Annotated in this window: 16 protein-coding genes; 14 read left to right on the forward strand and 2 right to left on the reverse strand. The window is 54.9% G+C overall.

What is annotated here, in order from left to right; genetic code table 11:
- Nucleotide 1: 1 nt before the first annotated feature.
- The 4 genes from surE (at nt 2) to rpoS (ending at nt 3,712) form a co-directional block, all read left to right on the forward strand.
- Nucleotides 2–763, forward strand: coding sequence for a 5'/3'-nucleotidase SurE (gene surE, locus FY046_RS17330; RefSeq protein ID WP_133846016.1), 762 nt, complete (start codon nt 2–4; stop codon nt 761–763).
- Nucleotides 757–1,383: a protein-L-isoaspartate(D-aspartate) O-methyltransferase gene (locus tag FY046_RS17335; RefSeq protein ID WP_133846015.1), complete on the forward strand. Its 627-nt coding sequence runs from the start codon at nt 757–759 to the stop codon at nt 1,381–1,383. The genes surE and FY046_RS17335 overlap by 7 nt, the downstream gene beginning before the upstream one ends.
- Nucleotides 1,384–1,550: 167 nt before the next feature.
- Nucleotides 1,551–2,669: a murein hydrolase activator NlpD gene (gene nlpD, locus FY046_RS17340; protein ID WP_133846014.1), complete on the forward strand. Its 1,119-nt coding sequence runs from the start codon at nt 1,551–1,553 to the stop codon at nt 2,667–2,669.
- Nucleotides 2,670–2,719: 50 nt separating this feature from the next.
- A complete protein-coding gene (rpoS, locus tag FY046_RS17345; protein WP_133846013.1) occupies nt 2,720–3,712 on the forward strand; it encodes an RNA polymerase sigma factor RpoS in 993 nt (330 codons plus the stop codon).
- 92 nt (nt 3,713–3,804) lie between these two features.
- On the opposite strand, the gene narL is transcribed toward rpoS, so the two are convergent.
- Nucleotides 3,805–4,476 carry a two-component system response regulator NarL gene (narL, locus tag FY046_RS17350; protein WP_133846012.1) on the reverse strand — a complete coding sequence of 224 codons (672 nt, stop codon included), beginning with the start codon at nt 4,474–4,476 and terminating at the stop codon, nt 3,805–3,807.
- A 329-nt stretch (nt 4,477–4,805) separates the two neighbouring features.
- Between narL and FY046_RS17355 the strand changes: the two genes are divergently transcribed.
- Genes FY046_RS17355 through narI form a run of 5 tightly spaced genes read left to right on the forward strand, consistent with a single transcriptional unit; the run spans nt 4,806 to nt 12,940 of the window.
- Nucleotides 4,806–6,194 (forward strand): NarK family nitrate/nitrite MFS transporter, encoded by a 1,389-nt coding sequence (locus tag FY046_RS17355; RefSeq protein ID WP_133846011.1) that lies wholly within the window; start codon nt 4,806–4,808, stop codon nt 6,192–6,194.
- 37 nt (nt 6,195–6,231) lie between these two features.
- Complete coding sequence (locus FY046_RS17360; protein ID WP_167863264.1) at nt 6,232–9,993, forward strand: nitrate reductase subunit alpha; 3,762 nt, start codon at nt 6,232–6,234, stop codon at nt 9,991–9,993.
- Nucleotides 9,990–11,537, forward strand: a complete 1,548-nt coding sequence (gene narH, locus FY046_RS17365) for a nitrate reductase subunit beta (protein ID WP_167863263.1) — start codon at nt 9,990–9,992, stop codon at nt 11,535–11,537. The genes FY046_RS17360 and narH overlap by 4 nt, the downstream gene beginning before the upstream one ends.
- Nucleotides 11,534–12,259 carry a nitrate reductase molybdenum cofactor assembly chaperone gene (gene narJ, locus FY046_RS17370; RefSeq protein ID WP_167863262.1) on the forward strand — a complete coding sequence of 242 codons (726 nt, stop codon included), beginning with the start codon at nt 11,534–11,536 and terminating at the stop codon, nt 12,257–12,259. Before narH ends, narJ begins: the two co-directional genes overlap by 4 nt.
- A 3-nt stretch (nt 12,260–12,262) precedes the next feature.
- Nucleotides 12,263–12,940 (forward strand): respiratory nitrate reductase subunit gamma, encoded by a 678-nt coding sequence (gene narI / locus FY046_RS17375; RefSeq protein WP_133846007.1) that lies wholly within the window; start codon nt 12,263–12,265, stop codon nt 12,938–12,940.
- Nucleotides 12,941–13,042: 102 nt separating this feature from the next.
- Here narI and mutS read toward each other — a convergent pair whose 3' ends face one another.
- Nucleotides 13,043–15,598 carry a DNA mismatch repair protein MutS gene (gene mutS / locus FY046_RS17380; protein ID WP_446186314.1) on the reverse strand — a complete coding sequence of 852 codons (2,556 nt, stop codon included), beginning with the start codon at nt 15,596–15,598 and terminating at the stop codon, nt 13,043–13,045.
- Nucleotides 15,599–15,895: 297 nt separating this feature from the next.
- On the opposite strand from mutS, the gene FY046_RS17385 reads away from it, so the two are divergent.
- The 5 genes from FY046_RS17385 to FY046_RS17405 all read left to right on the forward strand — a co-directional run bounded on the left by FY046_RS17385 (nt 15,896) and on the right by FY046_RS17405 (nt 24,637).
- The gene (locus FY046_RS17385) at nt 15,896–18,574 is read left to right on the forward strand and encodes a DUF2339 domain-containing protein (RefSeq protein ID WP_167863259.1); all 2,679 of its coding nucleotides are present in this window, start codon (nt 15,896–15,898) and stop codon (nt 18,572–18,574) included.
- On the forward strand, nt 18,564–19,949 hold the full coding sequence (locus FY046_RS17390) for a DUF3999 family protein (protein ID WP_166653756.1): 1,386 nt from the start codon (nt 18,564–18,566) through the stop codon (nt 19,947–19,949). The genes FY046_RS17385 and FY046_RS17390 overlap by 11 nt, the downstream gene beginning before the upstream one ends.
- Before the next feature lie 257 nt (nt 19,950–20,206).
- Nucleotides 20,207–20,641, forward strand: a complete 435-nt coding sequence (locus tag FY046_RS17395) for an RcnB family protein (RefSeq protein WP_159337959.1) — start codon at nt 20,207–20,209, stop codon at nt 20,639–20,641.
- A gap of 420 nt (nt 20,642–21,061) precedes the next feature.
- Nucleotides 21,062–21,958: a TonB family protein gene (locus tag FY046_RS17400; RefSeq protein WP_446186315.1), complete on the forward strand. Its 897-nt coding sequence runs from the start codon at nt 21,062–21,064 to the stop codon at nt 21,956–21,958.
- A gap of 96 nt (nt 21,959–22,054) precedes the next feature.
- Entirely contained in the window at nt 22,055–24,637 is a 2,583-nt protein-coding gene (locus FY046_RS17405) for a TonB-dependent receptor plug domain-containing protein (protein WP_446186316.1), read from the forward strand.
- Nucleotides 24,638–24,688: the final 51 nt, after the last annotated feature.

Below are 24,688 nucleotides of genomic sequence, written 5' to 3' on the forward strand. Positions count from 1 at the left end.
AATGCGCATTTTACTGAGTAACGATGACGGTATCCATGCGCCAGGCATACAGACGCTGGCAAAAGCGCTGCGTGAGTTTGCTGAGGTGCAGGTTGTCGCGCCCGATCGTAATCGTAGTGGAGCGTCGAACTCGCTGACGCTGGAAACCCCTCTGCGTACCTTTAACTATCCTAACGGGGATATTGCGGTGCAGATGGGCACGCCGACTGACTGCGTCTACCTCGGGGTGAATACCCTGATGCGTCCTAAGCCGGATATCGTGGTGTCAGGAATCAATGCGGGCCCCAATCTGGGCGATGATGTGATTTATTCAGGCACGGTAGCCGCTGCGATGGAAGGACGTCATCTGGGCCTGCCTGCGCTGGCGGTCTCCCTTGACGGGCATGTGCATTACGACACCGCCGCTGCCGTCACCTGTTCAATCCTGAAAGCGTTACTGCGCGAGCCACTGCGCACCGGGCGTATTTTGAATATTAATGTGCCAGATTTGCCGCTCGATCAAATCAAAGGGATTCGCGTCACCCGTTGTGGCAGCCGCCATCCCAGCGATCAGGCCATCCCACAGCAGGACCCGCGCGGTAATACGATGTACTGGATTGGGCCGCCGGGTGAAAAGCTTGATGCCGGCCCGGACACGGATTTTGCCGCTGTTGATGAGGGTTATGTCTCGGTGACCGCACTGCATGTTGACCTGACTGCTCATGCCGCGCAGGAGGTCGTCTCTTCCTGGTTAGCCAATGTTGAGGTCAATCGCGAATGGTGAGTGGGCGGATAGATACACTGTTGGCACAATTGCGGCAACAGGGTATTGATGATGAACGGCTGCTGAAAGCCATTGAAGATGTGCCGCGTGAACGCTTTGTTGATGAGGCTTTTGAACATAAAGCCTGGGAAAATACAGCGTTGCCGATAGGGTCAGGGCAGACGATTTCCCAGCCTTACATGGTCGCAAAAATGACGTCCCTGCTGGCCCTGACGCCGGAGTCACGCGTGCTGGAAATCGGCACGGGCTCCGGTTATCAGACCGCCATTCTGGCCAATCTGGTGGAACATGTTTTCTCCGTCGAGCGGATTAAAGGTTTGCAGTGGCAGGCCAAGCGCCGCCTGAAGCAGCTGGATCTGCATAATGTCTCTACCCGTCATGGTGATGGCTGGCTTGGCTGGCCGTCGCGTGGGCCGTTTGATGCAATTATTGTCACGGCAGCACCGCCCGAAATTCCTGAAGCATTGATGTCGCAGCTTGATGAGGGCGGTATCATGGTGTTGCCTGTGGGGGAAGAGCAGCAGGTTTTGCAGCGCATTCGCCGTAAAGGTGACGAATTTATCATCGATACCGTGGAGGCCGTCCGTTTTGTCCCACTGGTAAAAGGTGATCTTGCCTGATATCCGCAACAACCAGGATATTTCTATACAACTGTTTCATGGCACGCAGTCATTGATATTGCTAGTATCTGACTAAATTTGCGCATGCGGGCTTAATGCCGTCGGTCGTGCAGCTGTTATGTTGTTTATATTTTTTTCGTCAAAGCATTGCCGTAATGGGGGATTGAATGAGCACGGGAAGCCCAGTATTTAAGTTACGCCGTCTTGCGGCCGTTTCATTGGTAGGATTTTGGCTGGCAGGTTGTACCAGCAGCGATAACGCGCAGGCCCCCATCAGCTCTGTTGGCGGAAATGACTCCGGCATGATGAGCAGCAATTCTGGCAACCCGGGCATGAACAGCAGCTCCGGTGGCAGCAACGGCGGGTTTATCCGCCCGGCTCGCCCTCCGGCGTCGGGTGGGGGAATGATTTCCTCCTCTTCTGCCAGCGCGAGCCAGAATCAGAATGTGGTTACCGAAAACGGTCGAATTGTGTACAACCGTAGTTATGGGAATATTCCTAAAGGTAGTTATGGCGGCGATACCTACACCGTAAAACGGGGTGATACGCTGTTCTATATTGCCTGGATTACCGGTAACGATTTCCGTGATCTTGCCCAGCGCAATAACGTTGCCGCGCCTTATGGGCTCAACGTTGGCCAGCAATTACAGGTAGCTAACGGCTCTGGTACCCCAATCACTGGGGGCAACGCAGTCACGGCAGCAGATGCGAATGCGGGTGGCGTGACCACGGCCTCTTCCGGTTCACAAATGAACACCGGAACGGTTGCACACCAACCGGTAATTACGTATTCTGAGGATTCAGGTACACCAAGTGAAGGCAAAATGTTGCCTTCGTCCGGGAAAACTGCTGCAACGACAACAGTTCCGGTTACCGCCCCGACCGTCAGTAGTACAACAGACAGCGCTACCCCTGTGGGAAGCTGGCGTTGGCCGACAGACGGTAAGATCATCGATAACTTCTCTGCTTCCGAAGGGGGCAATAAAGGCATCGATATCGCGGGTTCGCGCGGTCAGTCCGTCATCTCCACCGCCTCTGGCCGCGTGGTTTATGCCGGTAACGCTCTGCGTGGCTACGGTAATTTGATTATCATCAAACATAATGATGACTACCTGAGTGCGTATGCCCACAACGATTCCATGCTGGTCCGTGAACAACAAGAAGTGAAAGCGGGTCAGAAGATCGCCACAATGGGTAGTACCGGCACGAGTTCGGTTAGATTGCACTTTGAAATTCGTTACAAGGGGAAATCCGTAAATCCGTTGCGCTATTTACCGCAACGTTAATCCGGCAGAACCCTGGTGTTCTGCCCTGAGATCACGGGTAGGAGCCGCTTATGAGCCAGAATACGCTGAAAGTTAACGAGTTAAATGAAGACGCGGAATTCGACGAAAACGGAGCTGAGGTTTTTGACGAGAAGGCACTTGTCGGAAATGAACCTGGTGATAACGACTTAGCAGAAGAAGAGCTGTTATCACAGGGCGCAACCCAGCGCGTACTGGATGCAACGCAGCTCTACTTAGGAGAGATTGGTTATTCTCCGTTGCTTACGGCAGAGGAAGAAGTGTTCTTCGCTCGTCGTGCACTCCGTGGTGACATTCCTTCTCGTCGTCGCATGATCGAAAGTAACCTGCGTCTGGTGGTGAAGATCGCCCGTCGCTACAGCAATCGTGGTCTGGCACTGCTGGACTTGATTGAAGAAGGTAACCTCGGTCTGATCCGCGCCGTAGAGAAGTTTGACCCGGAAAGAGGCTTCCGCTTCTCAACGTATGCCACATGGTGGATTCGTCAGACGATTGAACGGGCGATAATGAATCAAACCCGTACTATCCGCCTGCCGATTCATATCGTGAAAGAATTGAATGTTTATCTGCGTACCGCGCGTGAACTTTCCCATAAGCTCGACCATGAGCCAAGTGCGGAAGAGATTGCCGAGAAGTTAGATAAACCTGTTGATGATGTCAGCCGGATGCTGCGTCTCAACGAACGCATTACCTCAGTTGATACGCCTCTGGGCGGTGATTCTGAAAAAGCGCTGCTGGACATCCTGGCCGATGAGAAAGAGAACGGCCCGGAAGACACCACGCAGGACGATGATATGAAACAAAGCATCGTTAAATGGTTGTTCGAACTGAACGCCAAGCAGCGTGAAGTGCTGGCACGTCGTTTCGGCCTGTTGGGCTATGAAGCGGCAACACTGGAAGATGTGGGTCGTGAAATTGGCTTGACCCGCGAGCGTGTACGCCAGATTCAGGTTGAAGGTTTACGCCGCCTGCGTGAGATCCTGCAGGCTCAGGGGCTGAACATTGAAGCCCTGTTTCGTGAATAATTAAGCGGGACAGGTTGCGCAACCGCCTGATGAATAAAGTAATGCGAGAAACGGTGACTTCGGTCACCGTTTTTTTTTGCCTACAGGTTATCTCACACCTCTCCGCATTGAAGTGCCCAGACGGCGGCCTCGACGCGGGATTTCATATTCAGTTTTTTCAACAGATGTTTGACATGCACCTTCACAGTACTTTCACTGATCCCCAGTCTGCGGGCAATCAGCTTATTACTCATGCCCTGGGCGATTAACCGGAGAACATCGCGCTCGCGTGTGGTGAAGTCCGGTTTTTCGGCCAGTGGTGGGGCGCGTTGCTGGCGAAGACTGGCGGCCAGCAAAGAGGGCAGGGTATGACTCAATACCAGCTCCCCGGCAGCAGCCCGATGCAGGCACTCCAACAGGCTTTCAGGCTCCATATCTTTCAACAGGTAGCCATCAGCCCCACGTTTCAATGCATTGATCACATCATCTTCATAATCTGACACGCTGAAAACCACAATGTGACCGCAGGCATCAATAGCCCGCAGCTGTTCCAGTGTGTCCAGACCATTCATGCCGGGCATATTCAGATCGAGCAGGATCAAATCCGCTTCAAGCTGTTCTGCCAGCGCCACACCATCTGCCCCGTTACTGGCTTCCCCTACTACGCACAGACGTGAATCGAGACCGATAAGTTGCTTAAGCCCGTTACGGATCATCGGATGATCGTCGATCAATAATACACTGGCGGGTTTGTTGGAGAGCAATTGCGTAAGCTGGGTTGTCATCCTGTCTTCCTGCTGGTGGCCGATTCGCGGAATGCTAGCTCTTCAGATGAAGTGGCAGCGGAGGATTGTCACCGATTGGCCCTTCTATTCCCATACCTATTTTGTGGTAATACTAAATATCTGTATTTTGATGGTTCAGCAAATAAAACAATATAATGATATTAACTAACTGATTATATTCATCTTAATATCCTACCCCCTCCACATTAACCGACATACTCCCTCTGCATGGGCATGTTCTCACCTGCAACCTGATTGATACACGTCAATTTAAACAATGCCTGAGATGCCCAGGATAGGCTGATAAATACACAGTCAGTGAGAAAATTATGTCGAAAATTAACGCATCGCCAGGGACGGAAAATCGTGCGCTTATTCAGGACTGGCAGCCTGAGAACGTCGTTTTCTGGCAACAAACTGGTAAACGGATTGCCAGCCGCAATTTGTGGATTTCTGTGTTCTGCCTGTTACTCGCCTTCTGCGTCTGGATGCTGTTTAGCACCGTTGCAGTCAATCTCAATAAAGTCGGTTTCAACTTCACTACCGATCAACTGTTCCTGCTGACCGCGCTGCCGTCGGTTTCCGGTGCGCTACTGCGAGTCCCCTATTCGTTTGTGGTCCCGGTATTTGGTGGCCGTCGCTGGACGGCGTTCAGCACTGCTCTAATGCTGGTGCCCTGCATCTGGCTGGGTTTTGCCGTGCAAAACCCAGCCACGCCCTTTGCCGTATTTGTGGTGATCTCTCTGCTGTGCGGTTTTGCCGGGGCTAACTTCGCTTCCAGCATGGGCAACATCAGCTTCTTCTTCCCGAAGGCCCGTCAGGGTGCCGCGCTGGGCATTAATGGCGGGTTAGGTAACCTGGGTGTCAGCGTGATGCAGTTGTTTGCGCCCATCGCTATCTCGGTAGCCTTGTTTAGCTGGTTTAGCGGCCCGTCTTCTCATGCAGAAAATGGGCTGTGGTTAGAAAATGCGGCCTGGATGTGGGTGCCGTTCTTGCTCATCGCCACGTTCGCCGCCTGGTTTGGTATGAACGATCTGGCTGCGGCGAAAAGTTCTCTGCGCCAGCAACTGCCCGTGCTGAAACGCGGGCATCTGTGGATTCTGTCGCTGTTGTACCTTGCAACGTTCGGATCGTTTATCGGTTTCTCTGCCGGTTTTGCCATGCTGTCCAAAACACAATTCCCCGATGTGGTCATCATGCATTACGCCTTCTTTGGTCCCTTTATTGGGGCACTGGCACGCTCTGCGGGTGGCATCGTCTCCGATCGCCTTGGTGGCGTGCGGGTATCGCTGTTCACCTTCATTCTGATGGCGGTATTTACCGCACTGCTGTTCCTGACGCTTCCGGGTGAAGGCCAGTCAGGTTCATTTATCGCCTTTTATGGCGTGTTTATGGTGCTGTTCTTCGCGGCGGGCTTGGGGAGTGGTTCCACCTTCCAGATGATTGCCGTCATCTTCCGCAAAATCACCATTGATCGGGTTAAGGCAGCAGGCGGAAGCGATGAAGCCGCCCAGCACGAAGCCGTTACCGATACCAGTGCCGCACTCGGTTTTATCTCGGCAATTGGCGCACTGGGTGGGTTCTTTATCCCGCAAACTTTCGGAATGTCACTGTCACTCAGCGGTTCACCCGCCGGAGCGATGAAGGTGTTCCTGGTGTTTTATCTGATCTGTATCGCGATTACCTGGCTGGTTTACGGCCGTAAAAAAACGAAATAAACGCGAGCATCCTTTTAGTGTTTTTGGAGCATGTCGAATGAGCAAGTTTCTTGATCGGTTACGTTATTTTAAACAGTTGGGTGAGCCGTTCTCCGGCCAGCACGGGCAAACACTGAACACCAACCGTGACTGGGAGGATGGTTACCGCAGCCGCTGGCAGCATGACAAAATCGTCCGCTCTACTCACGGTGTGAACTGCACCGGTTCGTGCAGCTGGAAGATCTATGTCAAAAATGGTCTGGTGACCTGGGAAACCCAGCAAACGGACTACCCGCGTACCCGACCCGACCTGCCTAACCACGAGCCGCGCGGTTGTCCGCGTGGTGCCAGTTACTCCTGGTATCTGTACAGCGCCAACCGCCTGAAATACCCGCTGGTGCGCAAACGCCTGGTCAGTCTTTGGCGCGCGGCAAAAGCGCAGCACAGTGACCCGGTCCTCGCCTGGCAGTCGATTGTGGAAAATACGGAGCAGGCAAAAAGCTATAAAGAGGCTCGTGGGCGCGGCGGTTTTGTTCGTGCCGACTGGCAAGAAGTGAATGAACTGATTGCCGCCGCCAATATCTATACGGCTAAAGCGTTCGGGCCTGACCGTATTATCGGGTTCTCGCCTATTCCGGCGATGTCGATGGTGTCCTATGCGGCCGGTTCACGCTATCTCTCACTGATTGGCGGCATCTGTCTGAGCTTTTATGACTGGTACTGCGACCTGCCACCAGCATCACCCATGACGTGGGGTGAGCAGACCGATGTTCCCGAGTCGGCTGACTGGTATAACTCTGCGTATATTCTTGCCTGGGGCAGTAACGTGCCGCAGACGCGAACCCCGGATGCACACTTCTTTACCGAAGTCCGCTATAAAGGCACCAAAACCGTTGCGATCACCCCGGACTACGCCGAAATTGCCAAGCTGTGCGATCACTGGTTGAGCCCGAAGCAGGGTACTGACAGCGCGCTGGCGCTGGCGTTCGGTCATGTGATCCTGACCGAGTTCCACCAGCAGCGTGAGGTGGAGTATTTTCGCAACTATGTGCGCCAGTACAGCGATATGCCGATGCTGGTGCTGCTGGAGGAGCGCGAAGGCGGCTTTTACGCAGCCGGACGTATGCTGCGCGCCAGCGATCTGGTGGACGGGTTGGGGCAGGAGAATAACCCGCAGTGGAAAACCATCGCCATTAACCAGAAAAACGGTGAACTGGTGGCCCCGCAGGGGTCAATTGGTTTCCGCTGGGGTGAGAAAGGCAAATGGAACCTTGAGCAGCGTGAAGGTAAAAACCAGCAGGAAGTGGAGCTGCAACTGAGCCTGCTGGGCCAGTATGACGAGCTGGTCGATGTCGGCTTCCCTTACTTTGGTGCAATAGATAACCCGAATTTCAACCGCGTGCAGTTGGATGAAATTCTGCTGCACAGGCTGCCGGTAAAACGGCTGCAACTGGCCGATGGATCGAGTGCCCTTGTCACCAGCGTGTATGATCTGACGCTGGCAAACTACGGCGTAGATCGCGGGCTGGATGATGCTAACTGTGCCGCCAGCTATGACGAAGTGAAAGCATATTCCCCGGCCTGGGCAGAACAGATCACTGGCGTATCCCGCCAGAATATTGTGCGTATAGCGCGTGAATTTGCAGAAACCGCCGAAAAAACCCGTGGACGTTCGATGATTATCGTTGGTGCCGGCCTGAACCACTGGTATCACATGGACATGAACTACCGGGGTTTGATCAATATGCTGGTGTTCTGTGGCTGCGTGGGGCAGAGCGGCGGCGGTTGGGCGCACTATGTTGGTCAGGAGAAGCTCCGTCCGCAAACGGGCTGGTTGCCGCTGGCCTTCGGCCTTGACTGGCAGCGTCCACCGCGCCAGATGAACGGCACCTCATTCTTCTACAACCACTCCAGCCAGTGGCGCTATGAAACATTGCGCACTGATGAGTTGCTGTCACCGCTGGCCGATAAATCGCGCTACGGCGGCAGCCTGATTGACTTTAACGTGCGTTCCGAACGCATGGGCTGGCTGCCTTCCGCCCCGCAATTAAATACCAATCCGCTGCGCCTTGCTGCGCAGGCACAGGCTGCAGGTAAAACACCGCTGGATTTCACCGTCGACGGTTTGAAAGAGGGCAGCCTGCGCTTTGCCGCTGAACAGCCAGATAATGAGCAGAACTTCCCGCGTAACCTGTTTGTCTGGCGATCCAACCTGCTGGGGTCATCCGGTAAGGGGCATGAGTACCTGCTGAAATATCTGCTGGGGACGGAAAATGGTATTCAGGGGAGCGACCTGGGTGCGCAGGGGGCCGTCAAACCGCAGGAGGTTGAGTGGCAGGATAATCCGGGCACAGGTAAACTCGATCTGGTGGTGACCCTCGATTTCCGTATGTCCAGCACCTGCCTCTATTCCGATATTGTTCTGCCAACCGCCACCTGGTATGAAAAAGACGATATGAATACTTCGGATATGCATCCGTTTATTCATCCCCTGTCGGCGGCGGTCGATCCGGCCTGGGAATCCCGCAGTGACTGGGAGATCTACAAAGGCATTGCCAAAACTTTCTCTGAACTTTGCATCGGTCATCTGGGTAAAGAAACCGATGTGGTGCTCCAACCGATTCAGCATGACTCGGCTGCGGAACTGGCGCAGCCGTTGGGGGTACAGGACTGGCACCGGGGCGAGTGCGATCTGATCCCTGGGAAAACCGCACCCCATATTGTCACCGTCGAGCGCGACTATCCGGCGACCTGGGAACGCTTTACCTCGCTGGGCCCGCTGTTGGATACGCTGGGCAATGGCGGTAAAGGCATCAGTTGGAATACCCAGACGGAAGTCGATTTCCTGAAAAAACTCAACTACGTCAAGGCAGAAGGTCCGGCAGCCGGCCGTCCGAACATCAACAGCGCGATTGATGCTGCCGAGGTCATCCTGTCGCTGGCACCGGAAACCAATGGTCAGGTTGCGGTAAAAGCCTGGCAGGCACTGGGCGAGTTTACCGGACGCGATCACACCCATCTGGCGCTGAATAAAGAAGATGAAAAGATCCGCTTCCGCGATATTCAGGCGCAGCCGCGCAAAATTATCTCCAGCCCGACCTGGTCAGGCCTGGAAGATGAACACGTCTCTTATAACGCTGGCTATACCAACGTCCATGAACTGATCCCGTGGCGTACCCTAAGTGGCCGCCAGCAGCTGTATCAGGATCATCAGTGGATGCGTGACTTTGGTGAAAGCCTGCTGGTCTATCGTCCGCCGATTGATACCCGCACGGTGCAGCCGCTGCTGAACAAAAAGCCGAACGGTAACCCGGAAAGAGCGCTGAACTTCCTGACGCCGCACCAGAAATGGGGCATTCACTCCACGTACAGCGACAACCTGTTGATGCTGACGCTGTCTCGCGGCGGGCCGATTGTCTGGATGAGTGAGGAGGATGCGCAGGCGCTGGGGATCGTCGATAACGACTGGATCGAGGCGTTTAACGCCAACGGTGCACTGACCGCCCGTGCGGTTGTCAGCCAGCGCGTCCCGGCGGGCATGACCATGATGTATCACGCTCAGGAACGCATCGTGAATATTCCCGGGTCGGAGATCACCAGCCAGCGCGGTGGTATCCATAACTCCGTCACGCGCGTGTGCCCTAAACCGACTCATATGATTGGTGGCTATGCGCAACTGGCTTACAGCTTTAACTATTACGGCACCGTCGGTTCCAACCGGGACGAGTTCGTGATTGTGAGAAAAATGAATCAGATTAACTGGTTAGATGGTGAAGGCAACGATGATTGCCAGGGTAGTCAGCAGGAGGCAGGCCAATGAAAATTCGTTCTCAGGTCGGGATGGTGCTCAATCTCGACAAATGTATTGGCTGTCACACCTGTTCGGTGACCTGTAAAAACGTCTGGACCAGCCGTGAAGGTATGGAATATGCCTGGTTCAATAACGTTGAAAGCAAACCGGGTGTGGGCTTCCCTCATGCCTGGGAGGATCAGGAAAAATGGAAGGGGGGGTGGATCCGTAAAATCAACGGCAGGCTGGTGCCACGTATGGGAAACCGTGTGGGCGTGCTGGCGAAAATCTTTGCCAACCCTGATGTCCCAGGGCTGGATGATTATTACGAGCCGTTCGACTTTGATTATCAGCATCTGCACAACGCCCCTGCCGGGAAACATCAGCCGATTGCCCGCCCGCGATCGCTGATCACCGGCAAACGCATGAAGAAGATCGAAAATGGCCCGAACTGGGAGGAGATCCTCGGCGGCGAATTTTCAAAACGCTCAGAGGATAAAAACTTCGACAACATGCAGAAGGAGATGTACGGACAGTTCGAAAACACCTTCATGATGTATCTGCCACGATTGTGTGAGCACTGTCTGAATCCAGCCTGTGTGGCAACCTGTCCGAGTGGAGCGATCTATAAGCGTGAGGAAGATGGCATCGTACTGATCGACCAGGATAAGTGTCGCGGCTGGCGTATGTGCATTACCGGCTGCCCTTACAAAAAGATCTACTTCAACTGGAAAAGTGGCAAGTCGGAAAAATGCATTTTCTGCTATCCGCGTATCGAATCCGGCCAGCCGACAGTGTGCTCGGAAACCTGCGTCGGCCGTATTCGCTATCTCGGTGTGCTGCTGTATGACGCCGATCGTATTGAGCAGGCTGCTGCGGTAGAGAACGAAAAAGATCTCTATCAAAGTCAGCTGGATGTGTTTCTCGATCCCCACGATCCGGCCGTGATTGCCCAGGCGCTAAAAGACGGTGTGCCGCAGAGCGTGATCGATGCGGCGCAACAGTCCCCGGTCTACAAAATGGCGATGGACTGGAAGCTGGCGCTGCCGCTGCATCCTGAATATCGCACGTTACCGATGGTGTGGTACGTCCCGCCGCTGTCACCGATTCAGTCGGTATCGGATGCCGGGATGCTGGCGCACAGCGGTGTACTTCCGGACGTGGAAAGCCTGCGTATTCCGGTGCAGTACCTGGCTAATCTGCTGACGGCCGGAGACACTGCACCGGTACTGCAGGCACTCAATCGCCTGATGGCGATGCGTCACTACAAGCGCGCAGAAACCGTTGACGGCGTTCATGATGTCCGTGCGCTGGAACAGGTGGGGCTGACGGAAGCGCAGGCGCAGGAAATGTATCGTTATCTGGCGATTGCTAACTACGAAGATCGCTTTGTTATCCCGAGCAGTCATCGCGAAATGGCGCGTGATGCGTTCCCGGAAAGCAAAGGATGCGGTTTTAGTTTTGGTGATGGCTGCCACGGCAGTGACGTTAAATTTAACCTGTTTAACAGCCGTCGTATTGATGCGATCGATGTATCGAAGAAAACCCCTTATGACGCGGAGAACAACTCATGATTGCTCTGCGTATTATTGCCCGTTTGCTTGATTATCCGCAGCAGGACTTTGTCGACCATCAGGATGAGGTGCTTGCCGCCCTGGCACAGGCGGAAGAACTGGATGCTGAGCAGCAGACGTTGTTGGTCAGTCTGATCCAGAAATCAGCCTCCCGGCCCCTGCTGGACAGGCAGGCAGAGTACTGCGAGCTGTTTGATCGTGGCCGGGCGACATCGCTGCTGCTGTTTGAACATGTGCACGGCGAATCGCGCGATCGCGGCCAGGCAATGGTGGATCTGTTGGCGCAATACCGTGCTGATGGACTGGAGCTGAATGCGAAAGAGTTACCGGACTTTTTACCGCTGTACCTGGAATATCTGGCGCAAGGAGATCGGGCTCGCATCCGGCGAGGCCTTCAGGATGTCGCGCCGATTCTGGCGCTGCTGGCGGCAAGACTGGGGGAGCGACAGAGTGATTTTGCGCCGCTGTTTTCCCTACTGCTGGCGCTGTCTGGCAGCAGTGCGAACCCTGCATTGCTCCAGGAGCAGGTGGCTCAGGAAGCGCGCGATGATACGCCCGCTGCGCTGGATGCCGTATGGGAAGAGGAGCAGGTGGCGTTTATCGCTCAGATGAATCCGGGCGGTAGTGGCTGCGAACCTGCGCAGCAACCGCGTTCTTCTGCGGCAGTGATGCCACAGTATCTCGATATTTCAGCGTCAAGCCAGGCGGCGAGAGGAGAGTAAATCATGGCATTTTTAAATCAGTTCTTCTTTGATATTTATCCTTATCTCGCCGGGACCGTATTTCTGGTGGGTAGCTGGCTGCGTTACGACTACGGGCAATACAGCTGGCGCGCAGGCTCCAGCCAGATGTTAAGTAAGAAAGGAATGAGGCTGGCATCGAACCTGTTTCACGTGGGGATTATCGGGATCCTGCTGGGGCATTTCGTGGGCCTGCTGACCCCACACTGGGTCTACGAGCCTTTTCTGTCCGCGGCGCATAAACAGTTGCTGGCGATGATTGCGGGCGGGATTTTTGGTGCGATGACGCTGATTGGCGGGGGATTGTTGCTTAAACGCCGTCTGACCGATGCGCGGGTCCGTGCCACCAGTAGTGCTGCTGATATTATGATTATGACGCTGCTGGTGCTGCAGGCGTTGCTGGGGCTGACCACCATTCACTTCTCGGCTCAGCATATGGACGGCAGCGAGATGCTGAAGCTGACAAGCTGGGCGCAGAGTATCGTGACGTTCCAGGGCGGGGCATCACACCATCTTGATGGTGTGGCGGTAATATTCCGTCTGCATATGGTACTGGGAATGACGCTGTTCTTACTGTTCCCGTTCTGCCGTCTGGTGCATATCTGGAGTGCGCCAGTTGAATACCTTACGCGCCGCTACCAACTGGTGCGTAACCGTCGCTGATGATCTCAGTGCAATTCACCATCCGAGGGCCAGGCATGCCTGGCCCCTACGATATACCTTTGATATTAGCGTAGGGGCGGGTCATGACCCGCCCTGGCTGTGTTACACCAGAGACTTCAACCGATAGATCCACTCCAGCGCCTGGCGCGGTGAGAGTGAATCCGGGTCCAGCGCTTCAAGGGCTTCTAATGCCGGTGAAGTCTCCTCCACCAGCAACGGAAGCTGCGATCCGTCGGCTTTCGTCGCTGCCGCGCTGCCTGATAACGCTTCCAGCTCTTTCAGCTTCTGGCGCGCACGTTTAATCACCTCTTTTGGCACACCGGCCAGTGCAGCGACGGCGAGCCCGTAGCTTTTACTGGCTGCTCCCTCCTGCACGCTGTGCATAAAGGCGATGGTATCGCCATGTTCCACGGCATCCAGATGCACGTTCGCCACGCCTTCAATCTGTTCCGGCAGTGTGGTCAGTTCGAAATAGTGAGTGGCAAACAAAGTCATCGCCTTGATGCGGCTGGCCAGACTTTCGGCACAGGCCCAGGCCAGTGACAGACCATCATAGGTTGAGGTTCCGCGCCCAATCTCATCCATCAATACCAGGCTGAATTCGGTGGCGTTATGCAGGATATTGGCGGTTTCCGTCATCTCGACCATAAAGGTTGAACGGCCTGAAGCCAGATCGTCGGCTGCACCGACGCGGGTAAATATACGGTCCACCGGGCCAATCACGGCCTGGGTTGCAGGCACAAAGCTGCCGATGTATGCCATCAGGGTGATCAGCGCCGCCTGACGCATATAGGTACTTTTACCGCCCATGTTAGGCCCGGTTACCACCAGCATGCGACGCTGAGGAGAGAGCGACAGTGGGTTGGCGATAAACGGCTCTTTCAGTACCTGTTCCACCACCGGATGGCGGCCGCCGGTCAGTTTAATTCCCGGCTTATCGGTCAGTGTCGGGCAGCTGTAGTTGAGCGTCCAGGCGCGTTCCGCCAGGTTACTTAACACATCCAGTTCGGCCAGCGCAGCCGCACTGTCCTGCAGGGCTTCCAGATGCGGCAGCAGCATATCGAGCAGCTGGTCGTATAACGCTTTCTCCAGCGACAGCGCCTTCCCTTTGGAGGTCAGCACCTTATCTTCATATTCTTTCAGCTCAGGAATAATGTAGCGTTCGGCATTTTTCAGCGTCTGACGGCGTACATAGTGGATAGGTACCAGATGACTCTGTCCGCGACTGACCTGGATGTAATAGCCGTGAACGCCATTAAAGCCGACCTTCAGCGTATCCAGCCCCAGTTTTTCGCGTTCGCGGATCTCCAGACGATCCAGATAGTCGGTCGCACCGTCGGCCAGCGCACGCCATTCGTCCAGTTCGTCATTGTAGCCGGGGGCAATCACACCGCCATCGCGCACCAGCACAGGCGGTGCCTCAATAATGGCGCGTTCCAGCAGCTCGCGCAGTTCGGTAAATTCACCCATTTGACCGCGCAGGGTTTGCAGGTGCGCAATCTCGGTATTTTCCAACTCGCGGTTCAGTAAAGGTAATTGCTGGAAAGCGTGGCGCATACGCGCCAGGTCGCGTGGACGTGCGGTGCGTAGTGCCAGACGCGCCAGAATTCGCTCCAGATCGCCGACCTGACGCAGCAATGGCGTCAGGCCCTCATGGCGATCCTGCAACGCACTGATGCTCTGCTGGCGTTGACTAATGATCTGGGTATCGCGCACCGGCATATGCAGCCAGCGTTTCAGCATACGGCTGCCCATCGGCGTCACGGTTTTATCCAACACCGAGGCGAGGGTGTTCTCAATGCCCCCCGAGAGGTTCTGAGTGATCTCCAGATTACGGCGGGTGGCGGCATCCATAATAATGCCATCCTGCTGGCGCTCCATCGTCAGCGCACGGATATGTGGCAGCGAGGTGCGCTGAGTATCTTTGACGTACTGCAACAGGCAGCCCGCCGCGCGCAGGGCATGATACGCCTGTTCGACGCCAAAACCGCTGAGATCGCGGGTGGCGAACTGCAGATTCAGCTGCTGGCGCGCGGTGTCCAGCTCATATTCCCACAGCGGACGACGGCGCAGGCCACGACGGTTTTCAATCAACGCCATCGCGGCGAAGTCTTCCGGGTACAGCAGCTCTGCCGGGTTGGTACGTTGCAGTTCGGCTGCCATGGTTTCAATATCGGTCGGTTCAGCCAGGCGGAAACGGCCGGAGCTGATATCGAGTGTGGCATAACCAAAGCCGCGCTGGCTTTGCCAGATCGCCGCGAGCAGGTTGTCCTGACGTTCATTCAGCAGGGCTTCGTCGCTGATGGTGCCAGGGGTGACAATGCGCACCACTTTACGCTCAACCGGACCTTTGCTTAATGCCGGATCACCGATCTGTTCGCAAATCGCCACCGATTCGCCCAGCTGTACCAGCTTCGCCAGGTAGTTTTCCAGTGAATGATAAGGCACGCCCGCCATCGGGATCGGTTCACCGGCCGAGGCACCGCGTTTGGTCAGGGAGATTTCCAGCAGCTGAGAGGCGCGTTTTGCATCGTCATAGAACAGTTCGTAGAAGTCGCCCATACGATAGAACAGCAGAATCTCCGGATGGTCAGCCTTGAGGCGAAGATACTGCTGCATCATCGGCGTGTGCGAGGATAAATTTTCGGTGTTGTTCATCAGGTGGAATGCTCCAATCCATTGAAAATCCTTGCCATATCAAACAGTAACTATGATGAAGCATCCTGGCAAGGAGATGGCTGATAGGGGTGAAAACCGGGTCTTACGCGCACATGACGGCATGACAGGCATCAGGATATGTAATGTGACTATATTATCCCAGCGGGTCACGCGCTGTCACAGGTAAAAATTGAAAGCATCCCGCAAACTGCGCAGGAAAAGGCGCATTGATTTATTGCATGACTTCTTCTTTTTCATGTCAGAATGTAACTATTATTTCACACATGGGATGGTGTCATGGATGAGCTTCTGCTCTTTGCCGGGCTGGTTGCTGTATTCACCGTAGTCGTACTGCCAATAATGGTGATGATTTCACTGTCGCGCAGCAAACGTAATGAGCGTGAGCTGGTGCAACTCAAACAGACGGTCACCCAGTTACAGCAGAAGCTGGCGAAATGGCAGCGGGGTGAAACCTCCGTCGATGATGCACCGAAACGGGTGGTGCCGACGGAGGCATCGGCCAGGGCGGGCGAGGAACGCCTCCGGCAAGAAGCCCCTACTGTCGCCGTGCAGAACACGAAAACCCCCTCTGTCACTCCGGTTCGCGTTCAGCCTCAACCGCATGATAAGCAGCCTGATAGGGTCTCGGGCCTGCTTTCCGGCCTGCTGGCCTGGTTTATGAAAGGCAACCCGCTGGCGAAACTGGGCGTGCTGTTGATGTTCTTCGGTTTGGCCTATCTGCTCAAATATTCGGTTGAGCGCGATATGCTGCCCATCGAGTTGCGCCTGGCGGGTGCCGCGCTGGCCAGCCTGGCGATGCTGGGGCTGGGTTGGCGGCTCAGGACAAAACAGTCACTCTACGCGTTGATCCTGCAGGGCGGGGCGGTGGGAGCACTTTATATTACGGTGTTTGGTGCCTTCCGGTTGTATGCCTTGCTACCCCATTTGCTGGCCTTTGCCCTGATGCTGGTGATCTGTGCCGCCAGCGTGGGCCTGGCCGTACTGCAACGCGCCCTCAGTCTGGCAATGCTGGCCAGTATCGGCGGTTATCTTTCTCCCCTGCTGCTGTCTACCGGCGGCGGCAGTCATATCGCGCTGTTCTCCTATTACCTGCTACTGTCGCTGGGGATTCTGGCGATCACCGTCTGGCAGCCCTGGCGGCCGCTTAATCTGCTGGGCTTTGCCTTCTCCTTTGGCGTGGCGGGATTGTGGGGCCTGAAGGATTATCAGCCAGAATTTTACCTGAGCTGCCAGCTGTTCCTGATCGCCAATATGGTGATTTTCGGCGTGTTGGCTCTGGGGTTATCGCTGCGCGGACAGGTGAAAGGCGAGAAGGTGATCGATGGCATACTGCTGTTCGGGCCGCCACTGGTCGGCTTTGGCATGCAGTACCACATAACGCAGCACTGGGCGTTTGGTCCGGCCTTCTCCGCGCTGGGCTTTGGTCTGGCTTATTTGCTTTTGGCCTGGGTCGCGTTGCGCCGCTATCCTGCGCTGGGGCGGCAGCTGGCCGTTGCCGGGCTGGCGTTAGGAGGCGTGTTCACCACCCTGGCGATCCCGCTGGCACTCTCTGCACAATGGACGTCAATGGCCTGGGCGCTGGAAGGGCTGGGTATCCTTTGGCTGGGGCAGTCGCAGCGCCAGTCACGTGTCAGCTACAGTGGTACCGGATTGCTGCTGCTGGCTCTGGGTTCCGCGCTGATGGCCTGCTTCAATGGCATCTATGCTTTCTCCTTCAGTCTGATATTTGCCGTACTGGCTCTGACCTGGCTCGGTGGGGCCTGGCTGTGGCGTAACGCTAACAACGTGGTGTCGCGCGTGCTGCTGTGCGGCGGCATTCTCTGGTGGCTGGCGGCACTGATCGGTGGGCTGGCAGCCACACCTGTCCCGGATGATGACTTCCTGTTCCCGCTACTGGGGCTTATTGCCCTGTCAGCCGTTGCCTGGCATCTGGCCAGCCGACGTTTTGCCTGGCCTGAACTGGGTTACATGCCGTGGCTATTGTGGCTGGCTATGCTGCTGGTCGTGCTTTATCAACAGGTGATCGATAACTCCCTGCTGGCGGCAGGTTGGCTCAATCTGGTCTGGCTGCCAGTGCTGAGTGTGGCTTACGCACTGTTGAAGCGGGAAGAAGGCAGACTGAAACCTCTGATGCTGGAACAGGGGTTGCATTTATCGCTGTTCTGGATGCTGCTGACGACAGGGATAGAGGTCTGGCGTATCACGGATAAGCTGCCGTGGGGCATGGATGAATGGCGTATTGCTGTACTGATGGTATTTATCGCCGGGATTATTCTGCTGATGCTGTGGGCGCTACGCCGGGGGCTCTGGCCGTTTGCGGCTCATCAACGTTTATATAGCACGTTGGGGCTGCTGCCGCTGGCACCCTGTGCGCTGTTATTGCTGCTGCTGGGTAACCTGCATGACGGCGTTATGATTGACTGGCACTATCTGCCCCTGCTCAACCCATTGGAAGAGGGCGCACTGGTACTGATATTTGCACTTTTACTGTGGGGCGGGCTGCTGCGTGACCGTTTTGCCGCTGTGCTTCCGTGGTGTGATTTCGCCTTGCGCCTGGCCGCGGTAGCCCTGATGTTCTGGTGGGGCAATGGTCTGGTGATGCGTTTGCTGGCTCACTACGGTGCTATTGCGTGGCAGGCAGAAGCACTATGGTCATCGCGTCTGGTGCAGACCACCTTTGCGCTGCTGTGGATGCTGACAGCACTGATGATCATGCTGTGGTCAACGCGATGCCGTGATCGCCAGGGTTGGTTTGGCGGAGCAGGTCTGCTGGGTGTGGTAATTATTAAATTAATTCTGGTCGACAGTGCGCATGGCGGTGGCCTGGCGCGTGCAGTGGGCTTTATCGGTGTGGCAATCCTGGTGCTGATTGCCGGGTATTTTTCACCCCTGCCACCGAAAACCGGACATAAAGAGGATGCTGTGACAGTCAATGAGGGAAAACATGAAGAGTAAGTTGAGTCACGGACTGTTGTTGGCCGCACTGTGCCTGTCAGCCAGCGTGAGCGCGAAGACGGGCGAAGCGCCGAAGGATTATGCTTATGGTCTGCCGCTGACCACCCAGGGCTCTGAGCCGTTCTTCAAAGTCGCATTGCCTGGCGATGTGTACCAGCAAACGGCCTGGCCCGATATGCGCGACCTGCGGGTGTTTAACAGCCAGGGTGTGACGGTGCCGTTTGCTCTCTATTCGACAGAGACCCATGAGACGCAGAGTCAGACCTGGCCGCTCCGCGTCTTCCCGCTGGATAATCCGCAGCGTGGAGCCAGCGGTCAGTCGCAGATCACAGTGAAAGCAGCCAATGGGATTGAGGTGACGCTGCCCACAGAGGGCGAAAAATCCTCAGGACGCAGTTTGTTGCTGGAAGTGCCGCAGGAGGGGGAAGACTTCTATCCGAGGCTAAGTGGGTTGAAACTGACCTGGACGCGTTTGCCGCAGAACTGGCAGGCGCGGGTCAGCGTGCTTTACAGTCAGGATCTGAAAAGCTGGGATACGTTGAACGACGATGCGCCGTTGATGGATCTCACCTCTGGCAGCGATCGGCTGTTGCTGGATACCATCGACCTGCCTTATGACCGCCGTACCCCGCGTGCGCGCTACCTGATGTTGGTGTTTAAAGACGATGCGCAGCCCGCGAATCTCGACCTCAGCGCTATCACCGGGATTGAGAAGTCGACCAACCCGTTACCACGCTCGCACTACGTGACCCTGGCGCCGACAGTAAAAACGCTGTCAGAGAGTGAAGCCGAATACAGCTGGTCATCGCCGCAGCCGTTCAGCCGGGTGAGTATTAAACCTGCCCAGAGTAATGCGGTGTTACCGCTGGAAATTGATTACCGCAGCAGCGCGCAGGACAGCTGGCATCCGCTGGGCAAACAGGTGGTTTACAGCCTGGGGGAAAGCGCCTCCGTGCCGCTGGTGCTGCAGGGGGAGCTGATTCAGGCGATCCGGGTTAAAGGCATTAACCAGCAGTGGAGCGGGATGCCACCGCTGGTCAGTGGGGAGCGCGAGGTGCGAAAGCTGGTGTTTAATGCTCAGGGCAGTCCACCGTTTATGCTGGTGTGGGGCAATAAGATTGCCGCAGCGCAGGCGATAAGTCTGGATACGCTGATCCCACCGGAAACCAATCGTTGGCTGGTTCTGCCTGATGCCGGAACCACGTCATCAATACAAACCCTTGGGGGACGGGAACGATTAACCGCCACTGCCGGGGCAGAGAAAAGCGAACTGTGGAAGAAAGGGCTGCTCTGGGCGCTGTTAGTTATTGGCGCAGGTGGCCTTGTGATGCTGGCATTGAAGGTCTGGCGCGAGGTGCAGCGCCAGCCGAAATAGTCTGCCGGGGCGTATCAGGGCAGCGGCATGACGGGGCCCGGAAACAGGTCAGGTCATGTTTCTTAACAATAATTTCTGCGGTGTCTGACCGACATCACATTATTATCGCAAGTAACTGTGTCGGAACCATCTTGCTGCGGGGATCTCTAAGTATTATCGGGCATTGATGGGACCGGCTGATGATGGATTATCGCCATATTTATATTTGTTGATTTCGCAGCTGATCGCTGCCAGATAGCCTAATTTTTGGAGAAAGTATGCGTAAGTTGAAAGTGGTACTGTGTTCTGCGCTGTTCTCGGCTGCGGCGTTATCCAGCGTCCCTGCCGCCTGGGCGGAAGGTGAGCAGAGTGCAGAAGCGGCCCCTGAAGTACAGGCACCTGCCGTTCAAACCCCGGAAAGCCAGAACTCGTTGTCGCAGGATCCACCGGCTACCGCCCCACAAACGAACCCGAACGACCCTTACGATCTGCAATACTTCTTTGCTGATTTTAAGCGTTTTGCTATTGGTGATGTGGTGCCTGAAGTCTACCGCACTAAACAATATGAAATCGTTCAGTGGAAGGTGCGCCACCTGCCAGCACCGGAAGCCGATAGCCACTGGACTTATATGGGCGGCAACTACGTGTTGATCACCAACGCGGAAGGAAAAATCCTGCAGGCGAAACAGGGTGAGATTTATTATAAGCGCTAATTGTTTCCCCTGACTCCCGCCAGCCCTGGCGGGACGATAACATCTGTTCGTCCCCTGACGTTGAGTGGTACTGAAGGTGCCACTCTTGTCTCACTCCTCGCTGACGTAAATTGACATATCTTTAAGTATTACTTCTTTCCTTTCTTATTCAATAACCTGTGTGATTATTACTCTCATTTTTAACGTGTTTTTTGTCATGCACTTCGAGTGAGATGTAAATATTAATTGATAATCATTATGATCTGTAAAATAATTATCATTAACATTACGATTAATAACTTATTGATCTTACTTGCACTCTTATGAGTCAGCGCAGAGGCAGGTCTGCTTCGGGTGTCGCCTGATTTGTTTATCAGATCCGCGCTTCACCTGACCCAGGTCATTTGTCTGACGGATGCAGGCGATCAGGAGAAAGGCGCAGTGAGTCACCCACAGTCCATTACCGCAAACGTTATGCCCCCTTTTACGGCGCGGTATGCCTGGCGTATGCCGGTGTTTGTCGTGGTGTCGCTACTGCTGCATCTGGCGCTGATTGCCGGTTTTTTGCGTAACGATAATGTGCCTGCGTTATTAATGGCTGGTGCTGAAGGCGGCGTGGTGGCAATGACGATGGTTAGCGTGGCCAGCCACAGATTGCCCGTGGCCCCGACCGCTGAACCGCTGACGGAGCCTGCGCCGCAGGAAAAAACAGAGACGGAATTGCCTTCCCGGGCGATAAAAATGCCTGCGTTAGCCCAGCCTGACGCAGTGATTAAACTGCCTGCGACTAATGAGAAAAAACGTGAGAGTGCGCCACGGAAAGTGGAAACGCCGCAGCAGAAGTCCGTTCGCGAAGCTCCACCCGTGCGGCGCGTAGAAAACCAGCCACAGAACCCGCCGCAGACGGTTAAACCGGTTCAGGCACCGATCGCGAAAGCGACAGATACGTCCGGCGAGAAGACGGCGCAGACGGATACGACCGCAGGGGCCGCCAGCAGTGTCAGCGCGGCAAGAACCGGCAGCAGCGACAGCGGCCGTGCGCAGGTGGGGGCGGGAAGCAGCGCAACTCAAAATGTGAAAGCCTTACATCGCCGGGTGAATTACCCGCAGCGTGCTAAAGCGATGGGCGTGGAAGGGCGCGTCAGAGTGAAATTCAATATTACCGCCAGCGGTACGATTACCGATGTGCGCATATTGTCCGAAACACCGACCGGCGTATTTGCTGCCGCGATCGCCAAAGATATGTCCCGCTGGCGTTATCAGACCCAGGCGGAAGTGAACGATCAAACGGTCACCATCGTTTTCAAATTAAACGGCCAGGTTGAGCTGGAAAAATAAATAACCATTTTCATTATGTATCTTATACCCAAAATAATTCGAGCCCTTATAAGGAGGCTTGACGTATGACGGGTTTATTTATCTCTGGGGAAAGACGTGAATAAAAAACTTGGCCTGATAATGGCCGTTTCGTTATTGCCTGCCGCCACCTGGGCGCAGCAGGACGATAGCCTGACGCAACAGCAAACCAGCAGCAAAAAAGAAACACAGCAGGAACAGGACGCAACAGAGACAGAAGATACGATTCTGGTGCGCTCCACGCCAACCAGCCAGTCGATGGGCACGCAAATTCTGACGGCAGAGCAGATTAAGCAGTTTCCCACTGCCAACGGCAGTATTACCGAATTGCTGAAGCACAATCCCAATGTGCGCTTCTCTAATACCACGGACAGCAGTAATACCCCTGGCGAACTGGCCCCGGAGAATGTCTCATTCCACGGTGAGAAGTTTTATAACAACAACTTTATGATTGATGGGTTATCGAATAATAACACCATCAATCCCGGTGCGAACGGCGGTGAGTTGAGCAACACGCCCGACGGTTACAGTCCCACCGACCTGCCTGCAGGCGGTACGCAGTCGTTCTGGATTAACTCTGAGCTGGTGGAGCAGTTGGAAGTGTTCGACAGCAACGTGTCGGCCAAGTACGGCGACTTTACCGGCGGCGTGGTGGATGCACGCTTAAAAGACCCCAATTTAGAAAAGGCCTCCGGGAAAATTTCTTACCGCACCACGCGCGACAGCTGGACGCGATACCATATTGACGCCAGCGAGGTCGAGGACTTTGAACTGGCAACCAAGCTGACGCAGCAGCCGAAGTTTAAAAAAGAATTTTACTCCTTTAGCGCCAATCAGCCATTAAGCGATAAGGCCGGGTTTATTTTTGCCTATAACCGTCAGAAGTCGACGATCCCGAATTATCATGCTTACCTGGACGAGTGGCACGATCAGGAACGCCTGGCCGAAACCTATTTACTGAAAGGGACCTATCTGGCCGATAACGGCGATATGTTCCGCCTGACCGGTATGTATGCGCCGCACGAGTCTAAATATTTAAAAAAAGACGTGAAAAATGGAGATTATACCAACACCGGTGGTGGCTACCGCGCCAATATGGAATGGGAACATAATGCTGACTGGGGCAAGATGACCAGCCTGGCGGGTTATCAGTTCGAGGAAAATAAGATTGAGCATGACTCCGATAACATGATTACCTGGCGTCGTTACTATACGCCAGGTAATTATGTGTCAGACACAATTGACTGGGTAAGTGCGGTACCAACACGGACCTATCAAAACTCACTGATTGGCGGTTATGGTAGTTTTGCTACCGAAAAACGGACCACAACGTTGAAACAGGATTATGAACTGAATCCTGTGAAATTCGCCGGGTTTCAGCATCAAATTGATCTTGGTTGGGAAGTCGATATTTACAGTGCGCGCTATAAGCGTTTCAACGATGTTTATTTCTCACGCAGTACTCCAACTGTCAGTGCGAGTACGGTCTGCCAGTCTGACGATGCTTATTGCATCGACGGTGAGCAGTATTATAAAAACGTGACGCTCTATCCTGCCCGCGAAGTGGAAGGCAACTACACCAACTATGCGCTCTATCTGCAGGACAGTATGAACGTCGGCAATCTGGAAGTGACGCCGGGTGTGCGCGCGCAGTATGACGACTTCCTGAAAAACCTGACGCTGGCCCCGCGCTTTGCTGCCTCCTATGATGTGTTCGGTGACCGTACCACCCGCGTATTCGGTGGGGCGAACCGCTACTACGGGCAGAATCTGCTGGCCTATAAACTGCGATCCGGTATCAGCTCCTACTCTATCCGGACCCGCGCCAATGCCGGTGCCGCCTGGACTGACGGTGAGGTGCGTACCGCATCCATTGATTATGATATCTCCGATCTGAAAACGCCGTACAGCGATGAGCTGTCGCTGGGGGTCTCTCAGCGCGTGGCGGATACGCTGCTGACGGTGAAATGGACCGGGCGCAGCGGGCAGGACCAGTTTGGCCGTAAAACGATTACCAATGATGAAGGCAAGCGTTACTACGTGCTGGATAACAACGCCAAAACCCAGGGCAGCACTTTCTCCCTCACCGCGGAACCGATCAGCCCGACCCACTTTGCCTGGGCCGACCTGAGCTGGTCACTCGGCGCCAGCTATGTGAACAATAAGTCCAGCTCCCAGGCTTACTACGATTCAGGCAATGGAGAGGATGATGAAAAGAAAGTGATCTTTAATGGTCGCCTGATGGAGAAAGGCGAAATGGATGCGCTGGACTTCAACACGCCGTGGAACGCCTTCGTTAACCTCAACACCTATTTCCCGGCGCTACGCCTGAACTGGAATCAGAATTTTGGTTATACCGCTGGCTATAACGGTTACACCACCGTGACAGTCAGTTGCCCGGATGCGAACAGCGCCTGCGGTAGCTACGAGGGGAGTGCCACTGAATACCAGAAAACCAAATACAAAGATTACTTCACTTACGACTGGCGCTTTAACTACACCCAGCCGCTGTACAAAGATCAGAGCGTGGATCTGACGCTGGACGTGATCAACGTGCTGGATAACGTGATTGAAACCTCACAAACCACCGGGGCAAATACCAAAACGGTGACCTACAAAACCGGGCGACAGTTCTGGCTGGGCGTAGCCTACAACTGGTAACTCTTCACCAGGGCAGGTCATCCGGTCTGCCCTGTTTGTCAGCACACCGTG

It is taken from the genome of Erwinia sp. 1181_3 (assembly GCF_052824965.1).